Source organism: Micromonospora sp. NPDC048887 (assembly GCF_040649715.1).
Lineage (GTDB): Bacteria > Actinomycetota > Actinomycetes > Mycobacteriales > Micromonosporaceae > Micromonospora.
Genome location: NZ_JBEZGA010000006.1, coordinates 121912 through 138446 on the forward strand (window position 1 = coordinate 121912; position 16535 = coordinate 138446).

A 16535-nucleotide genomic window follows, 5' to 3' on the forward strand; every position below is an offset into this window, starting at 1 on the left:
GTCGTACCGGTGTGGGAGGGTCCGGACATGACGACGTTCGTGCTCATCCACGGTGGCGGTGGCAGCGCGTGGGACTGGCACCTGCTCGTTCCCGAGCTGGCCGCCCGGGGTCACGACGCGGTGGTGCCGGAGCTGCCGATCGGCGACCGGTCGGCGGGGTTCGCCGAGTTCCGCCAGGCGGTGATCGACGCCGTCGGCGAGCGCGACGACCTCGTGGTGGTCGGGCACTCGTACGGCGCGTTCACCGCATCGCTGGTCGCCGACCGGCTGCCGGTGCGGCTGCTGGTCCTGCTCACCCCGATGATCCCTCGACCTGGTGAGAAACCGGGGGACTGGTGGGGCAACACCGGCTACCGCGAGCCGGAAGGGCTCAGCGAGGAGCAACAGTTCTACAACGGCGTGCCCGCCGAGATCGTCGCCGAGGCGCCGGCGCACTCCCGGGAGCAGGTCAGCACGGAGTGGGACGAGCCGTGGCCGCTGGTCGCCTGGCCGGACGTGCCGACGGCGGTGCTGATCGGCCGCGACGACCGGTTCTTCCCCGCCGACTTCCAGCGCCGGGTGGCCGCCGACCGGCTCGGCGTGGTTCCGGACGAGATCGACGGCGGTCACGCGGTGGCGCTCAGCCGTCCCGGCCCGCTCGCCGACCGGCTGATCGCCTACCTGGCGTCCTGACCGTCCGGCCGCCGGGTTCAGGAGGAGGCGCTCCTCGATGACCTCGCGGGCCTGCCGCCGCTGCCCGGGCCGGTCTGGCGACCCTCCTGGCCCGGGTGATCAGGGCTGCGACGTCCGCCGGGCCAGATGGACCGTGACGTCGGCGGTGAGTTCGACCGCGTCCGGCAGGGCGTCCCGGATGCGGCGGAACGCCTGCTCGCGCACCGGTGGTGGCAGTTCGAGATAGGCCGAGACGGTCGACAGGAGACCGACGTAGTCGTCGGCGCTCATCGTGATCCGCCGCGCGATCTCCGACTGGCGCACGTCGGTGAACCACCCGGACGCGCGCAGCTCGGTGCCGGGCCACTGCATGCCGGCCTCCGGTGGCGTCCCGTCCGGCGACGGGATCTCGTCGTCGGCGAGGAACTCGGACCGGGCCGCGGCCACCGCGTCGCGCAGCGCCGGGTCGGCCAGCCGCAGCGGCCCGCCGAACGAGGCGAACACCCCACCCGCCGCGAGCAGCGCGGCGATCCGCTCCCACCGCCGGTCCGGGTCGGTCCAGTGCAGGGCCGCCGCCGCGTACACCAGGTCGTGACGCTCGTCGGCGCGCAACTGCTCGAACGCGGTCTGCCGGACCTTCACCCCGGCCGGGACGTGCCGGCGCAGTTCGGCGAGCATCGCGGGGTCCGGGTCGGTGGCGGTGACCGCGATGCCGCGCCGGGCGATCAGGCGGGTGGCCTTGCCGGTCCCGGCGCCGATCTCCAGGGCGGTCCGGACGGCCCGGTCCGCGTACGCCAGCACCAGGTCGGCGAGCTCCTCGGGGTAGCCGGGCCGGAACCGCTCGTACGCCTGCGCGACGGCTCCGAAACTCAACGCACGACCGGGCATGCCGAGCATCCTCCCACGAGCGTCCGCTCGTGCCGTGTTCTGGCAGGCGGTCCGGACGGGACCACACGAGACGACCACCATTGATAGGCTCCAATCTCGCTTCAGGGCTTACAGAAGGGTCGGTCATGCGGTTCTCACGGGTGGGCGCACGTCTGGTCACTGTCACTACTGCGGTGCTGACGCTGGGGGCGGTGACTGCCGCTCCGGCGGCCGCCGACGCCGGCAGTTGGCGGGCCTACGGCAACACGAACCCGATCACCTCCAGCTCCAGCGCCTGGAGGTGTGGCAACACCCACGCGATCGCCACCGACATGGTCGCCCAGGTCTGCGCGATCCGGTCGGCAGGCGGGGGTGCCGTGCAGGGAGCGGTGATCGTCCGCAACAACCGGTCCAGCCTCGGCCCGGCGGCCGCGTCGGTGTCGCTCTCGAACTACTACCGAGAGAGCCAGGGCTCTTGGACGTGCCCGTCCTCGGGAGTGGCGGCCAATTCCTGGTCCGTGTGTTTCGGGGCGACCATTCCCAGTTTGCCCAGCCTCGCCGCCACCGGCAACTCGCTGGGTGTGGGCCTCGGCAGCAGCGCGTTCGTCTAGGGCTCGCCGAGGTGACGAGATCCGGTGTCCGGTTCGGCGTTCAGCCGGAGCCCGGCCACCAGCACGAGGGACGGACATCATCGCGATGATCAGATACAACCTGAATAACCTGGAAAGGTCTGTTATGCGTTTTTCACGGCTGGGCGTACGTCTGGTTACTGTCATCACTGCCGCGCTGACGCTGGGGGCGGTGACCGCCGCGCCGACCGTGGCTGCCGCGCCCGCCGCGCCCGCCGCTGTCGCTGCCGCCGACGACGGCGCGTGGCGGGCCTACGGCAACACGAATCCGATCACGAGCAGTCCCAGCACCTGGAGCTGTGGCAGCACGGAGACGATCACCACCAACGTGATCGCCCAGGCCTGCGCGATCCGGACGGTGAATGGGGATCGGGTGCAGGGAGCGGTGATCGTCCGCAACAACCGGTCCACCCTCGCCAGCGTGTCCGCCTGGACGACGGTGTACCAGTTCAACGGATCCCTACTGGGTGAGTGGAAGTGCCCGTATTCGGGAGTGGCGGCCAATTCCTGGTCCGTGTGCTTCGGCGTGACCCGCACCTGGTCCAGCTCCGTCTTTGCCGGGGGGGCCGCGCTGGGTCTGGAACTTGGCACCAGCTCGCTCGTCTAGGGCCCCCACAGAATTGCTACCGAAGCTGAGCTCCGAGCGGTAACGAGGTCTCCGGTGTCCGGTTCGGCGATCGCAGCGGAACCCGGATGCCGGAGACCTCACCCTCGCCGCCTGCGTCGGCGCGGCGGTAGAGGTGCGGGGCGTCAGCGCGCGGCGCGCGGCACGGAGCCCGTCCGCCGGTCGCCGCCGGAGCGCTTGAGCAGTAACACGCCGCCGCCGATGAACACGAGGCTGAGCACGATCCCGACCAGGTTGCCCTGGGCGAGCGTGGAGAAGATGCCGAGCAGGCCCAGGATGACGGCCACGCCGCCGACCAGACGCATGAGGTAACGACCGACTGACTTGCCCCGTGAATCCACCATGGACGCTCGTCTACCCCTGCCGCGCCGCCGCGAAACGGGCGGCCGGGTCAGCGGTCGGCGAGCAGCCGTTCGCGGACCTCGCGGCGCAGGATCTTGCCGATCTGGGAGTACGGCAGCTCGTCGACGATCACGACGCGGCGGGGCACCTTGTAGCCGGCCAGGTGGGTGCGGCACGAGGTGCGGATCGCCTCCGGCGTGGCGGCCACCGCCGGGTCGACCACCACCGCGGCGACGACCTCCTCGCCGTCGTCGGTGGGCATCCCCACGGCGGCGGCCTCCCGTACGCCGGGGACGCGACGCAGCGCCTCCTCCACCTCGGACGGGTAGACGTTGAAGCCGCCGGTGATGATCAGCTCTTTGATCCGGTCGACCACCGTCACGAAGCCGTCGGCGTCCATGGTGACGATGTCGCCGGTCCGCATCCAGCCGCCGGGCAGCAGCACCTTCGCCGTCTCCTCCGGCCGGTGCCAGTAGCCGGAGAACACCTGCGGGCCGCGTACCAGCAGCTCGCCGGCCTCGCCCGGGGCGCGGTCGCGGGACGGGTCCTCCGGGTCGACGATGCGCACGTCGGTGGAGGGGAACGGCACCCCGACGGTGCCGGGACGGCGGGTCGGGGCGACCGGGTTGCCGACGGTGATCGGGGACGTCTCGGTCATCCCGTACCCCTCGACAAGCAGCCCGCCGGTCACCTGCTCCCACAGCTCCACTGTGGCCGGGGGCAGCGACATCGCGCCGGAGATCGCGTACCGGATGGAGGTGAGGTCGACGCCGCGCTCCCGGGCGGCGGTGGCCAGCTTCGCGTAGACCGGCGGCACCGCGGGCAGGAACGTCGGCGGTTGGCGCCGGACCGCGTCCAGCACCTGGTCGGCGTCGAAGCGGGGGAACAGCACCAGGGTGGCCCCGATGCTCACCGCGAAGGTGAGACAGAGCGTGAGCCCGTAGGCGTGGAACAGCGGCAGCACCGCGTACACCGTCTCCGCGCCGTCGCGCAGGCCCGGCACCCAGGCGCGGCCCTGCGCGGCGTTGGCGCGCAGGTTGCGGTGGGTCAGCACCGCGCCCTTGGGCTCGCCGGTGGTGCCACCTGTGTACTGGAGCAGCGCCACGTCGCCGGCCTCCGGCGCGGGATGTCCGGCGGGCAGCGGCCCGGCGGCGGCGACCAGCTCCGACCAGGGCAGCGCGCCGGGCGCGGGGGCGGTCATCGCGGCGCGGGCGGCGCGGACCTTCGGCAGCGGCGCCCGCAGCGCCCACCGCTTGAGCCGCGGCAGCGCCGCGGTGAGGTCGACCGACACCACGGTACGCACGGCGCCGCGTCCCGCCACCAGCGGCGCGACCTTGTCCCACGCGATCGCGACGGCGGCGCCGTGGTCGGTGAGCTGCCGGTCCAGTTCGTCGGCGGTGTAGAGCGGGTTGTGCTCGACGACGACCGCGCCGAGACGCAGCACGGCGTAGAAGGCCACCACGTGCTGCGGGCAGTTCGGCAACACCAGCGCGACCCGGTCGCCGGGCCCGACGCCGAGCCGGCGCAGCGCCTCGGCGGCGTGGGACACCTGGTCGGCCAGCTCGGTGAACGTGGTGGTGGCGCCGTAGAAGTCGAGCGCGACCCGGGGCCCGAACCGCCCGGCCGCCTCGGTGAGCAGGTCGACGAGCGAGCCGCCGGGCTCGGCGATGTCGGCCGGGACGCCGGGTGCGTAGCTACGGGTCCAGGGTCGCTGGGCGGTCGCGTCCATCGCCGTTACTCCTCGTCGCGCGGATGACGCCCCCAGCCTAACGTGACCGCCGGGTAACCTACGCTCACGTAGGTTGCCGCGTCGGTCACACCCGCCGCAGGTCAGCGGCGGCCGGTCGAGTGCTGGTGCATCGCCCGCCGGCCCTTGACGATCCCGACGACGATCACCGCGGCGAGCGCGATCACGCCGATGATGACGAACCAGCGGACCGCCTCCAGCAGCAGCCCGAGCAGGATGATCACACCGGCGGCCACGCCGACCACCCAGAGTAACGCGCGCATGTCCCAGCCTCCCGTCGTACGGTCGGCCAGGCGCTTTCCCGCTGGACGGGCGGGCATGCCGCCGCCGGGTGGATCAGTGCCGGGCCACGTACACGGTGTTCGCCGCCTCCCGGCCCTGCAACGGGTTCGGGAACCGGACGACGTGCGCCACCGAGGTCGGGAACACCTCGGTCAGCGTGCGCTGGAACGCCGGGTCCGGCGGGTCGTTCGACCACAGCGCGAAGACGCCCTCCGGGTGCAGCAGCGCGGCCAGCCGGCGCAGCCCGTCGACCGTGTAGAAGGCGGCATGGCTGGGGTGCAGCACCTGTCGGGGGGAGTGGTCCACGTCCAGCAGCACCGCGTGGAAGCGGCGCCCGGGCTCGTCGCTGTCGAAACCGCCGCCGGCGACCGCGGCGAAGAAGTCGGCCCGGACGAAGCGGGTACGCGGGTCGGTGGCCAGCCCGGCCGCGAACGGCAGCAGATCCCGCCGGTGCCAGTCGATCACGTCCTCGATCGCCTCGACCACCAGCAGCGACCGCACCCGGGGATCCTCCAGCGCGGTACGCGCGGTGTAGCCGAGCCCGAGCCCGCCGACCACCACGTCCAGCGCGTCACCGGTCAGCGGGGCCAGCCCGAGCCGGGCCAGCTCGATCTCCGCGACCGGGAAGGCGCTGGACATGAGGTACTCGTCGTCGAGCTTCACCTCGTACACGTCGGATTCCAGCGCCGGGTCGCGGCGCCGCCGCAGGCTGATCTCGCCGATCGGCGTCTCCCGCCAGGCCAGTTCCTCGAAACGCGCGCCCACCCGTGTCCTCTCCGCCGATCCGTCCCCGGGATGCTACCGGCCGGTCCCGGCCCGGCCCGGCGGAACGGCGGCGGCCGGCGGTCAGCCGGCCGGACGGGTGGCCACCACGACGGTGTCCAGCGCGTCGACGGTGCCGCCGTCGGTGGCCGGGACCGGCCGGCGAGCCGTCTCGGCCCGCCGCACGCGCAGCCCGGCCAGCCCGTCGACCACCGCCTCCGGCGTGAGCAGGATGGCCGGGTCCTGCGGGCCGCCGACGCCTCCGGAGAGGTTGGCCAGGTCGTGCCCGACCACCACGAGTGTGCCGCCGGGGCGCAGCGCGGACTTCGCCGCGGCGAGCACCCCGGCGAACTCGGGGGCGGGCAGGTGTAGGTAGCTGATCAGCACCAGGTCGTAGCTGTTCGGCACCGGCCGGTACGCGGTCACGTCCGCGACCCGCCAGTCGACTGTGACGCCCCGCGCGGCGGCCAGTTCCCGGCCCCGGTCGACGGCCACCGCGGAGAAGTCCACGGCGTTCACCCGCCAGCCCTGGCCGGCCAGCCAGACCGCGTTGCGGCCCTCGCCGGCGGCGATGTCCAGTGCTGAGCCGGGGGTCAGGCCGGCGACCGACTCGACCACGAATCGGTTGGGCTCAGCGCTCCACACCAGTCCGGGCGTGTCGGCGTACCGGCTGTCCCAGGCGCTGCTGTCCACTGTGTCCCCTCCTTCGGCGGCCCCACACCGCCATGGTGACCGTACCGGCCACGGCGAGCGCTCCCACGGCGAGTCCCCACACCGGCGGCAGCTGCTGGGCGAGCACGAACACGCCCATCACCACGACGAACCAGCCGAATCCCCGGCGCAGCAGATCGGCCGGGATCCGGGCGGTGAGCCGGCCGCCGAGCAGGCTGCCGACGACGGCCGCGGCGGTGACCCCGGCGGCCAGCCCCCAGTGGATCTGCACGCTGGACAGGTAGCCGGCCAGACCGGCGAACGACTTCATCGCGATGACGACAAGCGAGGTGCCGACCGCGACCGGCATCGGCAGGCCGCCCAGCAGGGCCAGTGCGGGCACGACCAGGAAGCCGCCGCCCGCGCCGACCAGGCCGGTGACCAGGCCGACGACCACGCCGTCCCCGACCACCCGCAGCATCGGCAGCTCGTGCGGCACCGGCCGGCCCTCGGCGGACCGGCGGCCCCGGATCATCGCGACAGCGGTGGCGAGCATCATCAGGGCGAACCCGGTGAGCAGCAGACCGGCCGGGACGAACTCGGCCAGCCGGCCGCCCGCGTACGCGCCGGTCATGCCGGCCACGCCGAAGATGAGCCCGGTACGCCAGCGGACCCGGTTCGCAAGCGCGTGCGGCAGCACCGCGACGGCGCTGGTCACGCCGACGACGAGCAGCGAGGTGGCGATCGCCTCCTTGGCGGGCAGGTCGGCGACGTAGACCAGCAGCGGCACGGCGAGGATCGACCCGCCACCGCCGAGCAGGCCCAGCGTCACGCCGATCAGCACCGCACCGGCCAGCGTCAGCGCGAGCGTGGTCACCTGCGGTCCCCGTCGCGCAGCTGCCCCACGATGGTGTCCAGGTCGCAGCTCGCGCCGCGGTTGTACGGCAGCTTGCTCAGCATCATGCCCATGGCGCAGGTGTTCGTGAGCGCGGCGAACGTGAGGCCCGCGCCGATGAACGCGGCGACCCACTTCAGGCCCGGCACGAACACCGACCCGAGGATCGCGGCGAGCACGATCGAGCCGGCGACGAGGCGTACCTGGCGCTCCAGGTCCCAGCGGGCCTTGCCCTGGTTGACCTGCGCGCCGGTGGCCTGCCAGGCCAGCATGCCGCCGTCGAGCACCTTGAGGTTGGGCAGGCCGACGGTGGCCAGCGCCTGCCCGGCCTGGCCGGCCCGGGCGCCGGAGCGGCAGATCAGCACCACGTCCTCGTCCAGGTGGCCGCGCAGCTCCGCGCGGTGCTCCCGGAGCAGGTCCAGCGGCACGTTGTACGCGCCGGGGATGTGCGCGGCCTCGAACTCGCCGGGCGTGCGCACGTCGAGCATCCGGGGCGCGCGGCCGGCGGCGATCAGCTCACGCAGGCCGGTCGCGTCGATGGTGGTGGGGGTGGTCGTGGTCATGCGGTTTCTCCTTCACGGGGTGTTCTCGCAGGGTCCAGCGCCGGCCGGCGTGGGGACACGCCGGCCGGGCGCCAGGGGAGAGGTCAGGCGGTGGGTGCCATCCGTACGCCGGCCGCCTCGGCCCGGCCGTACGAGTCGTCGATCAGCACCACGTCCCGGCCGGCGTTGGCGAGCAGGGACGCGGCGGCGGTGGCCCGGTAGCCGGAGCCGCAGTGCACCCAGATCGTCGCGGCGGGGATGTCGGCGAGCCGCTTCGGCACGTCGGGCAGCGGCACGTGCACCGCGCCGTCGATGTGCCCGGCCTTCCACTCGTTCGTCATCCGCACGTCGAGGACGACCTGCGGCTCGGGCAGCCCGGCCGGCGTCTTGCCGGCCTGCGCGGCGGCGAGCGCCGGGAAGTCGGCAACCGCCATCTCCCGCAGCTGCGACGGGTCGCTCGTCCACTGCTCGGGCTCGCCGGTGGCCTGGGCGGCCGGGCGGTCGATGCCGATGCGGACCAGTTCCCGCTGGGCGTCGGCGACCTGCTCCGGGGTCTGCGCCAGGAACGTGATCGGCACGCCCCAGTCGATCAGCCAGCCGAGCCAGGTCGACATCGGCCCGTCCAGGCCGAGGCTGACGGTGCCGGCCAGGTGCGAGGTCGCGTACGCCTTGCGGTGCCGCAGGTCGACCACCCACTCGCCGGCGGCGATGCGGCGGCGCAGCTCGTCGGCGTCGGCGCGGGCCACCGGCGTGAGGTCGACCGGGGCGGGACCGGCGGCGTTGGCGACGCCCATGTGGGCGTAGTACGCCGGGTAGGCGTCCAGCCCGGCCAGCGTCTCGGTGACGAACTGGTCGGCGGCCAGCCGCAGCACCGGGTTGGCCTGCTTCTCCCGGCCGATCGTCGACTCGGGGGCGTCGGCCTGGCTGGCCGAGCAGAAGCTGCCGAAGCCGTGGGTGGGCCAGACCTGCGCGCCGTCGGGCAGCAGGTCGGCGAGCTTGCGCGCCGAGGCGTACTGGTGGTGCGCCAGCTCGTGCGCGTACTGCTTGCCGAGCAGGTCGGTACGGCCGGTGGTGCCGAACAGCAGCGACCCGCCGGTGAACACGCCGACCGGCGTCCAGCCGCCGTCGTGCGCGTCGAGCACGTACGACAGGTGGTGGAACGTGTGGCCCGGGGTGCCGAGCACCCGCAGGCGCATCGTGTCCGACACCGGCACGGTGTCGCCGTCGGAGACCGCGGTCCGGTCGAACTCGACGGTGTCGGCGGCGGCCACCAGGTACTGCGCGCCGGTGATCCGGGCCAGTTCCAGGCCGCCGGAGACGTAGTCGTTGTGGATGTGCGTCTCGACCACGTGGGTGATCCGTACGCCCTTGGCGCCGGCCAGGTACAGGATGCGGTCGATGTCGCGCTGCGGGTCGACCACGATCGCCACCCGGCCGTCGGAGGCCAGGTAGCTGCGGTCGCCGAGCGAGGAGGTCGCGATGACGGACACGTCGAGAGTCATGCCGTTTCCTCTCTATAGTCTACATACCCCCGGGGGTATATGGATTACAGTCTGCGGCCTGGGATCTCCAGGCATGTGGTTACCCGCCCGCGTCGTCGTCACACGGCGCGGACGGGATTCAGCCGGTCAGGCGGGCGCCGTCGGGCCGGGTGGGAGCGTCGGGTCGGGGTGTGTCAGGCCAGGGACATGAAGAGCTTCTCCAGCTCCTCCTCGGTCATCTCCGGCTCCTCGCCCGCCTGGCGGGCGGCGTCGCAGTAGCGCATGCCGGAGGCGATGATCTTGAAGCCGGCCCGGTCGATGGCCTTGGAGACCGCGGCGAGCTGGGTCAGCGCGGCACGGCAGTCCTCGCCGTTCTCCATCATCTCGATGACGGCGTTGAGCTGCCCCCGGGCCCGCTTGAGCCGGGTCAGCGCCTCGCCTGTCATCTCCGGTCGAAGATTCACGTCGTACCTCCTGCGCTCGAAGATACCCCAGGGGGTACCCGTGCCGCCACCCCGGATCAGGCTGCGGCCTGTGCTCGGACCTCGTCCATGTCCAGGGCGCGGACGGCCCGGATCAGCTCCTCCAGCCCGGCCGTCGGCAGTGCGCCCGGCTGGGCGAAGACCAGTACGCCGTCCCGGAACGCCATCAGTGTCGGGATCGACCGGATCTGGGCGGCGGCAGCCAGGGCCGGCTCGGCCTCGGTGTCGACCTTGCCGAAGACGATGTCCGGGTGCTGCTCGCTGGCCTTCTCGTAGACCGGGGCGAACGCCCGGCACGGGCCGCACCAGCCGGCCCAGAAGTCGACAAGCACGATGCCGTCCCGGTTGACGGTCTCCGCGAAGTCGGTGGTGGTCAACGCCACGCTGGCCATCAGTACCTCCGTTGGTTCGGTTCCGCCAGGTGTAACACACCCCCGGGGGTATCCATTCCGCGGTGGCGACGCGATCCGGGCGTCGACACGCAGGGTCGCCGGGACATCGACGGAGCGCTTATCCTGTGCGCCGGCGATCCCGGCGGAAGGGACACGATGGCGTCGCGGCAGGACCAGCTCCACTCGTACCAGTTCACCGTCCAGCGGGCGGTCGCCGCGCTCGTGATGCGGGAGACGGACCCGCCGCGGTCACCGTTCCGCCGCTTGGCCGGCGCGGGTCTGGCCAGCATGCTGGTCGCGGCGATCGCGCTCGGCGGTACGGCGCTCTACGGCCTGTTCACCGGCGGCGGGGACTCCTGGCGCGAGACCGGCGCGGTGATCGTGGAGAAGGAGTCGGGGGCGCGGTTCGTCTACCGCGACGACAGGCTGCACCCGGTGCTCAACTACGCCTCCGCGCTGCTGATCATCGGGGCGGAACGGCCGAGGACGGTGCTGGTCGGCCGCCGCGCCATCGACGGCGTGCCGCGCGGCCTGCCACTCGGCATCGCCGACGCGCCGGACTCGCTGCCCGCCCCGGACCGGCTGGTCCGCGACGCCTGGACGCTCTGCTCGGTCACCGGCGACGAGGCCGGACGCGGGGAGGCCGGGCGTCCGGCGGCGGGGCGCGGCGAGGCCCGTTCGGTGCTGCTCATCGGGCGGGCGGCCACCGGCGGCCGGGCGCTCGGCGACCAGGGCCTGCTCGTCCGGCACCCGGACGGCGGCCTGCACCTGCTCTGGCACGACCGGCGCTACCTGCTGCGCGACACCGACCGGGTGCTGGCCGCGCTGGCCGCCACCCGGGAGCGCGCGGTGCCGATCGCGGCGGCGCTGCTGAACACGCTGCCGGCCGGCGCCGACCTGGCCCCGCCGCCGGTGGGTGAGCTGGGCGCGCCCTCCGAGCGGGTCACCGGCGCGACCGTGGGCGACGTCTACCTGGTGCGCAACTCCGGCGGCGGGCGGCAGTACGCGGTGGCCCAGCGCGGCGGCCTGGCCGGCATCACCGAGTTGCAGGCGGCGCTGCTGCTGGCCCGCACCGGCCAGGGTGAGCCGGAACCGATCACGCTCGGCCGGTTCGCGGCGTTGCCGAAACTGCCCGGCCTGGTCCCCGGCGGGCCGACCGCGCCGCCCGCGGTGCCGCCCGGGCTGGCCGCCGCCGAGGGGGGTGCGCTCTGCGCGCGGGCCGGCGACGACACCGGCGTACGCGAGATCCGTCTCGGCGTCACAGTGCCGGACCCGGCCGCCGCCGCTCGGCCGCCTGGCGGACGGGCCGGACCGGCCGACGAGGTGGTGGTGGAGCCGGGACGCGGCGCGCTGGTGGAGGCGGCCGCCTCACCGGGCGCGACGGGCGGCGCGATCTGCGTGGTCACCGACCTGGGCCGGCGGTACGCGCTGACCGGCGCGGACGTGCCGGCCATGCTCGGGTACGCGAACGTGCGCCCGGTGCGCCTGCCGGCGGGCGTGGTGGACCTGCTGCCGGCGGGCAGCCCGCTGGATCCGGAGGCCGCCCGCACGGTGGCCGCGCCCGCCTGACCGGCCGGCGGCGACGAGCGACCGCGAACGGCCGGGATAGTGCCCGCCACGGCGCGCGGCGGGGCCGGGAGGCGCTGGGGAGCGGGTCAGCCGGCGGGGCGGCGCAGCACCGTCACCGCGAAGCCGGCGTCGTCCCGCCAGGGCCGCAGGTCCCAGGTGGCGAAGCGGTGCTCGGGGCGCAGCCCGGCGGCCATCGCGTCGGCGTCGAGGTCGGCCACCGGGTAGCCGCGGTCGGTGGCGAAGCCGACCACCACCAGTCCGTCCGGGCGCACGTGCGCGGCGACGCGCCCCAGCACGTCCCGTTCGGTGCCCGGGGCGACGAACACCATCACGTTGCCGGCCAGCACCGCGGCGTCGAACGGCTCGGCCTCGCCCTGGGCGGCCAGGTCCAGCTCGGCCAGGTCGGCGACCAGGAAGCGGGGACCGGGGTGGTCGGCGCGGGCCGCCTCGACGAGCGTCGGGTCGGCGTCCACGCCCACCACGTCGTGCCCGCGCGCGGCGAGCGCGGCGGCGACCCGGCCGGTGCCGCAGCCGGCATCCAGGACGCGGCCGCCGGGCGGCACGAGCGCGTCCAGCAGCCGCGCCTCACCGGCCAGGTCGGCGCCCTCGGCGGCGAGTTGGCGGAACCGGTCCACGTACCACTGCGAGTGGCCGGGATCCGTGTCGGTTACCCAGCGGGTCGGCTTGCCCATGAGGCCACCGTAGCTGATCTTGTGGCGGCGGGTCAGGCGAGCGCCAGGAACGTGCCGGCGGCGAGCGGCCCGCCCAGCGCGACGCCGGCCAGCACCTGCGGCCAGGTGTGGTCGGCCAGCCGTACCCGGGACCAGCCGACGGCCGCGACGAGGGCCCAGCCGAGGTTCGCGGCCGGGCCGGCCAGCGGCACCAGCACGGCGACGGTGGCGGCGGCGACCGCCGCGTGGATGCTCAGCTTCCACCAGTGGTTCACCAGCGCGCAGGCCGCACCGACCACGAAGACCACCACGATCACGGCGAACAGTTCGGCCGGTGCGCGAACCGCTGCCAGCAGCAGCAAACCGGCCGCCACCGAGGCCAGCCCGATCGACAGCGGCCGGGCCCGCTGTGTGCGGTCGCCGACGTGCCGGTCGGTGAGGCGCCCCCGGCGGACGCCGTGCACGAGCACGCCGATCGGAATGACGGCGCAGAACGTCAGCGCGATGCCGCCCCAGAGCAGGAACTGGCCCGCCGAGTGGCTGACGCGGGCGGCGGCGATCAGCGGCAGCGCCGTGACCAGGACGGTCGGGGCGAGCGCCTCGGTGAGCAGCCGGGCCGCCCGCGCGCCGGCCCGGCGCTCCCCTGATGCTCGCACCCGATCATCCTGGCACGGACGCTCAGCCCTTCTCGGCCCCGCTGGTGAGCCCCTCGGTGAGCATCCGTTCCCCGGCGAAGAACAGCACCACGATCGGCAGGGTGAGGATGACCGAGCCGGCCATCAGCACGGTCTTCGGCACCTCCACCCCGTCGGCCAGCAGCGACAGGCCCAGCGACACGGTCCACCGGTCCGGCCGGTCGACCATGAACAGCAGCGCGAACAGGTACTCGTTCCAGGCGATCATGAAGTCGTACAGCGCGACGGCCATCACCGACGGCGCGGCCAGCGGCAGGCTGACCCGGCGGATGATGCCGAGCCGGCCCGCGCCGTCGATCGCCGCCGACTCCTCCAGGCTGATGGGGATCGTCTCGAAGTAGTTCTTCAGCATGTAGACCGACACCGGCAGCGTCTGCGAGATGTAGACGAGCACCAGGCCGGTCAGCGACCCGCGCAGCCCGGCCCGGGTGAAGACCACGAACAGCGGGATCGCGATGACGATGGACGGGAACAGGTAGACCGCCAGGAACAGCGCGCTGACCTGCCGGCGGCCGAAGAACCGCAGGCGGGACACCGCGTACGCGCCGGGAATGGCGATCACCAGGGTGAGCGCGGTGGCGGCCAGCGCCACCAGGCCGCTGTTGCGGATGAACGTGAGGAAGCCCTGGCCGCCGTCGGAGACGGACCTCAGCACCTCGGCGTACGTGGCGACGGTCAGCTCACCGAACGGCACCCAGAGCGAGCCGGGTTCGAGCAGCAGGCGTTCGATCGGGCGTACCGACAGCACCAGCATGTACCAGAACGGCAGCAGCGTGACCACCAGGAACCCGGCGATCACCAGCCGTCGCAGCCAGCGCAGGCTCACCGTCTCGATCCGGTCCCGGTCCATCACGCCTCCCGTCGCGCGCCGAAGAAGCGCAGGTAGATCGCCACGAACACGAGCAGCACCACGGCGAGCACGACCGCCTGGGCGGCGGCCGCGCCGATGTCGGTGCGGGCGGTGAGGAACTGGTAGACCCGGACGCTCACCACCTCGGTGCCCGCCGCGCCGCCGGTGAGCAGGTAGACGTCGTCGAACTTGTTGAACGTCATGATGAACCGCAGCACGCCGATCAGCGCGATCACCGGCATGAGCTGCGGCAGCAGGATGTGCCGGAACCGCTGGGTGGGCGTGGCCCCGTCGACCCGGGCGGCCTCCTCCAGCTCACCGGGCACCGCCTGGAGCCGGGCCAGCAGGAACAGGAACGCGAACGGGAAGTAGCGCCACGCCTCGAACGCGATCACCGTCCACAGCGCTGTGGACTCCTGGGACAGGAACGGCACCGGGGAGTCCCAGCCGAGGAAGCGCCGCCCCCAGTCGTTGACGATGCCGAGCTGCGGGTCGAGCATCACCTGCCAGACGAACGTCATGGCGACCACCGGCGCCACGTACGGCAGCAGCATCGACGCGCGGACGAGGGTGCGGCCCCGGAACGGCCCGCGTACGGCCAGCGCCGCCACCAGGCCGACCACTATCGAGCCGGCGGTGCCGCCGACGCTGTAGAGCACAGTGGTCCAGAGCGTGTCGGCGAACCCGGGCGTGTGCAGCACCCGGTCGATGTTGTCCAGCGTCAGCTCGCCGAACAGGCCGGTCTTGCGCAGTGTGGCCAGGCGTACCCGCTGGAAGGCCAGCACCACCGTCCAGACGATGGGTATGCCGATCACCGCGAGCACGACGAGCAGGGTCGGGGCGACCAGCGCGAGCCCGGCGCGGGACTCGCGGCGGCGCAGCGTCAGCGGGCGTCGGCCGGGTCGGCGGGGCCGCTCCGGTGCGGGGGAGCGACCGGCCTCCGGCGCGGTGGTGGTCAATTGACGCCCTTGGCTATCGCCTCGACGTCCTTGCGGGCGCGTTCGGCGGCGGCGCGGGCGTCGGACTTGCCACCGACCACGTCGGCGAGCGCCTTGGGTACGGGCAGCTCACCGAGGATGGCGCCGACCAGCTTGCCCTGGTTCTCGGTCAGGCCCCAGCGCTGGAACGTGTCGGGGCTGCGCCGCAGCGTGGCGAGCACGTCCTCGCCGTACACCTCGGACAGCGGCTTCTTGGTGTCCACGCCCGCCGGGCTGGTGTTCCAGGCGGTGCGGAACTTCTGCCTGTCCTCCGGGGTGCCGGTGCGCACCGGGAAGCGCCCCTCGGGGGACATGCCGAACCAGCGCGGGTAGCCGTCGGAGAGCATGTACTCCACGAACGACTTCGCCGGGTCGGCCGCGCCGTCGAGCACCGACCAGGAGCTGACCTCGCCGTACTGGGCCGGCTCGGTGCCGTTCGGGCCCTTGATCGCGGTGACGAACCCGCTGTTGCGCGCCAGCCACGCCGGGTCGGACTGGCACTGCGGGCAGGTGGGACGGGCGTCGGCGCGCAGCCCGGCCAGCTCGTCGAGGATGAACGGCGACCAGATCAGCATGGCCGCCTTGCCGGCGAAGTAGGTGGCCCGGGTGGTGTCGACGTCCTGGGCGCCCTTCACCGAGTGGTTGCGCATCAGGTCGCCGTAGAAGCGGAACGCCTCGACGCACTCGGGGGAGTCGAGCGTGACAGTGCCGGAGTCGTCGGTGAGCCGGCAGTTGTTCGCCAGCGCCAGGTGCTCGAACGTCTGCTGGGTGAACACGTCGCCGGGGGCGGTGGCCGCGGTGATGCCGGCGACGCCGCCGGTGTTCAGCTTCGCCGCCGCGGCGGCGATCTTCTCGTACGTGTCGGGCGCCGGCAGGCCGGCGGCGGTGAACAGGTCCTTGCGGTAGACCAGCAGTTGGCCCCACCCGTCGCTCGGTACGGCGAGCTGCTTGCCGCCGTCGCTGGTGAGTTCCAGCGCGCGGGGCGTGAACGTGTCCCGGCCGAGCCGGTCGATCACCGCGCCGTTGGCGTCGGCGTCGACCAGTTCGTTCGCGGACAGCGTGCGCACCCCGGCCAGCGAGACCGAGCCGACCACGTCGGGCAGGTCGCCGGCGGCGGCGCTGGAGGCGATCAGGGCCGGGAACTGGTCCTCGTTGACGGTGACCAGGTTGACCTTGACGCCGGTCTTGGCGGTGTAGTCGGCGATGATCGCCTTGGTGGCGTTCACGCGGTCCGCCACGTCTTCCAGGCTCCAGACGGTGATCTGCGAACTGTCGGATTTCTGCCCGTCGTCGCTGCATGCGGCCACGCCGGTCCCGGCCAGTGCCAGGATCAGGCTGATTGCGAGCCGCCGCGTGGAGGGTGATGACATCGGTGGCACTCCTCTCGAAAGAGCACGGCCTGCCGCTAATACCCATCGATTCCTC

General features: G+C 73.3%; 20 protein-coding genes. 4 read left to right on the forward strand and 16 right to left on the reverse strand.

From position 1 onward, the window contains the following. Positions 1-27: 27 nt before the first annotated feature. Entirely contained in the window at positions 28-672 is a 645-nt protein-coding gene (locus AB0C17_RS12455) for an alpha/beta hydrolase (protein WP_357471011.1), read from the forward strand. 99 nt (positions 673-771) lie between these two features. On the opposite strand, the gene AB0C17_RS12460 is transcribed toward AB0C17_RS12455, so the two are convergent. Beyond that, positions 772-1539, reverse strand: a complete 768-nt coding sequence (locus tag AB0C17_RS12460; RefSeq protein ID WP_357471008.1) for a class I SAM-dependent methyltransferase — start codon at positions 1537-1539, stop codon at positions 772-774. Between the two features lie 125 nt (positions 1540-1664). Here AB0C17_RS12460 and AB0C17_RS12465 point away from each other — a divergent pair, with 125 nt between their 5' ends. Next, entirely contained in the window at positions 1665-2129 is a 465-nt protein-coding gene (locus AB0C17_RS12465; RefSeq protein ID WP_357383963.1) for a hypothetical protein, read from the forward strand. 85 nt (positions 2130-2214) lie between these two features. Then, complete coding sequence (locus tag AB0C17_RS12470) at positions 2215-2754, forward strand: hypothetical protein (protein ID WP_357383965.1); 540 nt, start codon at positions 2215-2217, stop codon at positions 2752-2754. 143 nt (positions 2755-2897) lie between these two features. Here the strand turns inward: AB0C17_RS12470 and AB0C17_RS12475 are convergent, their stop codons facing one another. The 10 genes from AB0C17_RS12475 to trxA form a co-directional block, all read right to left on the reverse strand. Continuing rightward, the gene (locus AB0C17_RS12475; RefSeq protein ID WP_357383967.1) at positions 2898-3116 is read right to left on the reverse strand and encodes a hypothetical protein; all 219 of its coding nucleotides are present in this window, start codon (positions 3114-3116) and stop codon (positions 2898-2900) included. 47 nt (positions 3117-3163) lie between these two features. Beyond that, entirely contained in the window at positions 3164-4843 is a 1680-nt protein-coding gene (locus AB0C17_RS12480) for a long-chain-fatty-acid--CoA ligase (RefSeq protein ID WP_357383969.1), read from the reverse strand. A 101-nt stretch (positions 4844-4944) separates the two neighbouring features. Then, entirely contained in the window at positions 4945-5124 is a 180-nt protein-coding gene (locus tag AB0C17_RS12485) for a hypothetical protein (protein ID WP_357383971.1), read from the reverse strand. Between the two features lie 73 nt (positions 5125-5197). After that, entirely contained in the window at positions 5198-5908 is a 711-nt protein-coding gene (locus tag AB0C17_RS12490) for a spermidine synthase (protein WP_357383973.1), read from the reverse strand. Positions 5909-5989: 81 nt separating this feature from the next. Next, the gene (locus tag AB0C17_RS12495) at positions 5990-6598 is read right to left on the reverse strand and encodes a class I SAM-dependent methyltransferase (protein WP_357383975.1); all 609 of its coding nucleotides are present in this window, start codon (positions 6596-6598) and stop codon (positions 5990-5992) included. Beyond that, positions 6537-7433: a sulfite exporter TauE/SafE family protein gene (locus tag AB0C17_RS12500; protein ID WP_357471005.1), complete on the reverse strand. Its 897-nt coding sequence runs from the start codon at positions 7431-7433 to the stop codon at positions 6537-6539. Before AB0C17_RS12500 ends, AB0C17_RS12495 begins: the two co-directional genes overlap by 62 nt. Next, complete coding sequence (locus AB0C17_RS12505; protein WP_357478380.1) at positions 7430-8014, reverse strand: rhodanese-like domain-containing protein; 585 nt, start codon at positions 8012-8014, stop codon at positions 7430-7432. The genes AB0C17_RS12500 and AB0C17_RS12505 overlap by 4 nt, the downstream gene beginning before the upstream one ends. Before the next feature lie 83 nt (positions 8015-8097). Further along, positions 8098-9495, reverse strand: coding sequence for an MBL fold metallo-hydrolase (locus tag AB0C17_RS12510; RefSeq protein ID WP_357478382.1), 1398 nt, complete (start codon positions 9493-9495; stop codon positions 8098-8100). A 173-nt stretch (positions 9496-9668) separates the two neighbouring features. Further along, a complete protein-coding gene (locus AB0C17_RS12515) occupies positions 9669-9938 on the reverse strand; it encodes a metal-sensitive transcriptional regulator (protein WP_357383983.1) in 270 nt (89 codons plus the stop codon). Between the two features lie 56 nt (positions 9939-9994). After that, positions 9995-10348 (reverse strand): thioredoxin, encoded by a 354-nt coding sequence (gene trxA, locus AB0C17_RS12520; RefSeq protein ID WP_357383985.1) that lies wholly within the window; start codon positions 10346-10348, stop codon positions 9995-9997. Positions 10349-10504: 156 nt separating this feature from the next. On the opposite strand from trxA, the gene eccB reads away from it, so the two are divergent. Next, entirely contained in the window at positions 10505-11917 is a 1413-nt protein-coding gene (gene eccB, locus AB0C17_RS12525) for a type VII secretion protein EccB (protein ID WP_357478385.1), read from the forward strand. An 86-nt stretch (positions 11918-12003) separates the two neighbouring features. On the opposite strand, the gene AB0C17_RS12530 is transcribed toward eccB, so the two are convergent. From AB0C17_RS12530 to AB0C17_RS12550, 5 genes are read right to left on the reverse strand one after another with little or no spacing between them, the layout of a single operon-like run. Beyond that, complete coding sequence (locus tag AB0C17_RS12530; RefSeq protein WP_357478388.1) at positions 12004-12609, reverse strand: class I SAM-dependent methyltransferase; 606 nt, start codon at positions 12607-12609, stop codon at positions 12004-12006. Positions 12610-12641: 32 nt separating this feature from the next. Next, positions 12642-13244 (reverse strand): phosphatase PAP2 family protein, encoded by a 603-nt coding sequence (locus tag AB0C17_RS12535; RefSeq protein WP_357383991.1) that lies wholly within the window; start codon positions 13242-13244, stop codon positions 12642-12644. Between the two features lie 22 nt (positions 13245-13266). Next, the gene (locus tag AB0C17_RS12540) at positions 13267-14133 is read right to left on the reverse strand and encodes a carbohydrate ABC transporter permease (protein WP_357478391.1); all 867 of its coding nucleotides are present in this window, start codon (positions 14131-14133) and stop codon (positions 13267-13269) included. Further along, positions 14133-15092 (reverse strand): sugar ABC transporter permease, encoded by a 960-nt coding sequence (locus tag AB0C17_RS12545; RefSeq protein WP_357478395.1) that lies wholly within the window; start codon positions 15090-15092, stop codon positions 14133-14135. The genes AB0C17_RS12540 and AB0C17_RS12545 overlap by 1 nt, the downstream gene beginning before the upstream one ends. Beyond that, positions 15089-16480 (reverse strand): extracellular solute-binding protein, encoded by a 1392-nt coding sequence (locus tag AB0C17_RS12550; RefSeq protein WP_357478398.1) that lies wholly within the window; start codon positions 16478-16480, stop codon positions 15089-15091. The genes AB0C17_RS12545 and AB0C17_RS12550 overlap by 4 nt, the downstream gene beginning before the upstream one ends. Positions 16481-16535: the final 55 nt, after the last annotated feature.

What these genes read in the sequence shown, in the direction of transcription:
- AB0C17_RS12455 (WP_357471011.1), top strand. Translation starts at nt 28, where the DNA reads ATGACGACGTTCGTGCTCATCCACGGTGGCGGTGGCAGCGCGTGGGAC.
- AB0C17_RS12460 (WP_357471008.1), bottom strand. Translation starts at nt 1,539, where the DNA reads ATGCCCGGTCGTGCGTTGAGTTTCGGAGCCGTCGCGCAGGCGTACGAG.
- AB0C17_RS12465 (WP_357383963.1), top strand. Translation starts at nt 1,665, where the DNA reads ATGCGGTTCTCACGGGTGGGCGCACGTCTGGTCACTGTCACTACTGCG.
- AB0C17_RS12470 (WP_357383965.1), top strand. Translation starts at nt 2,215, where the DNA reads ATGATCAGATACAACCTGAATAACCTGGAAAGGTCTGTTATGCGTTTT.
- AB0C17_RS12475 (WP_357383967.1), bottom strand. Translation starts at nt 3,116, where the DNA reads ATGGTGGATTCACGGGGCAAGTCAGTCGGTCGTTACCTCATGCGTCTG.
- AB0C17_RS12480 (WP_357383969.1), bottom strand. Translation starts at nt 4,843, where the DNA reads ATGGACGCGACCGCCCAGCGACCCTGGACCCGTAGCTACGCACCCGGC.
- AB0C17_RS12485 (WP_357383971.1), bottom strand. Translation starts at nt 5,124, where the DNA reads ATGCGCGCGTTACTCTGGGTGGTCGGCGTGGCCGCCGGTGTGATCATC.
- AB0C17_RS12505 (WP_357478380.1), bottom strand. Translation starts at nt 8,014, where the DNA reads ATGACCACGACCACCCCCACCACCATCGACGCGACCGGCCTGCGTGAG.
- AB0C17_RS12510 (WP_357478382.1), bottom strand. Translation starts at nt 9,495, where the DNA reads ATGACTCTCGACGTGTCCGTCATCGCGACCTCCTCGCTCGGCGACCGC.
- trxA (WP_357383985.1), bottom strand. Translation starts at nt 10,348, where the DNA reads ATGGCCAGCGTGGCGTTGACCACCACCGACTTCGCGGAGACCGTCAAC.
- eccB (WP_357478385.1), top strand. Translation starts at nt 10,505, where the DNA reads ATGGCGTCGCGGCAGGACCAGCTCCACTCGTACCAGTTCACCGTCCAG.
- AB0C17_RS12530 (WP_357478388.1), bottom strand. Translation starts at nt 12,609, where the DNA reads ATGGGCAAGCCGACCCGCTGGGTAACCGACACGGATCCCGGCCACTCG.
- AB0C17_RS12540 (WP_357478391.1), bottom strand. Translation starts at nt 14,133, where the DNA reads ATGGACCGGGACCGGATCGAGACGGTGAGCCTGCGCTGGCTGCGACGG.
- AB0C17_RS12550 (WP_357478398.1), bottom strand. Translation starts at nt 16,480, where the DNA reads ATGTCATCACCCTCCACGCGGCGGCTCGCAATCAGCCTGATCCTGGCA.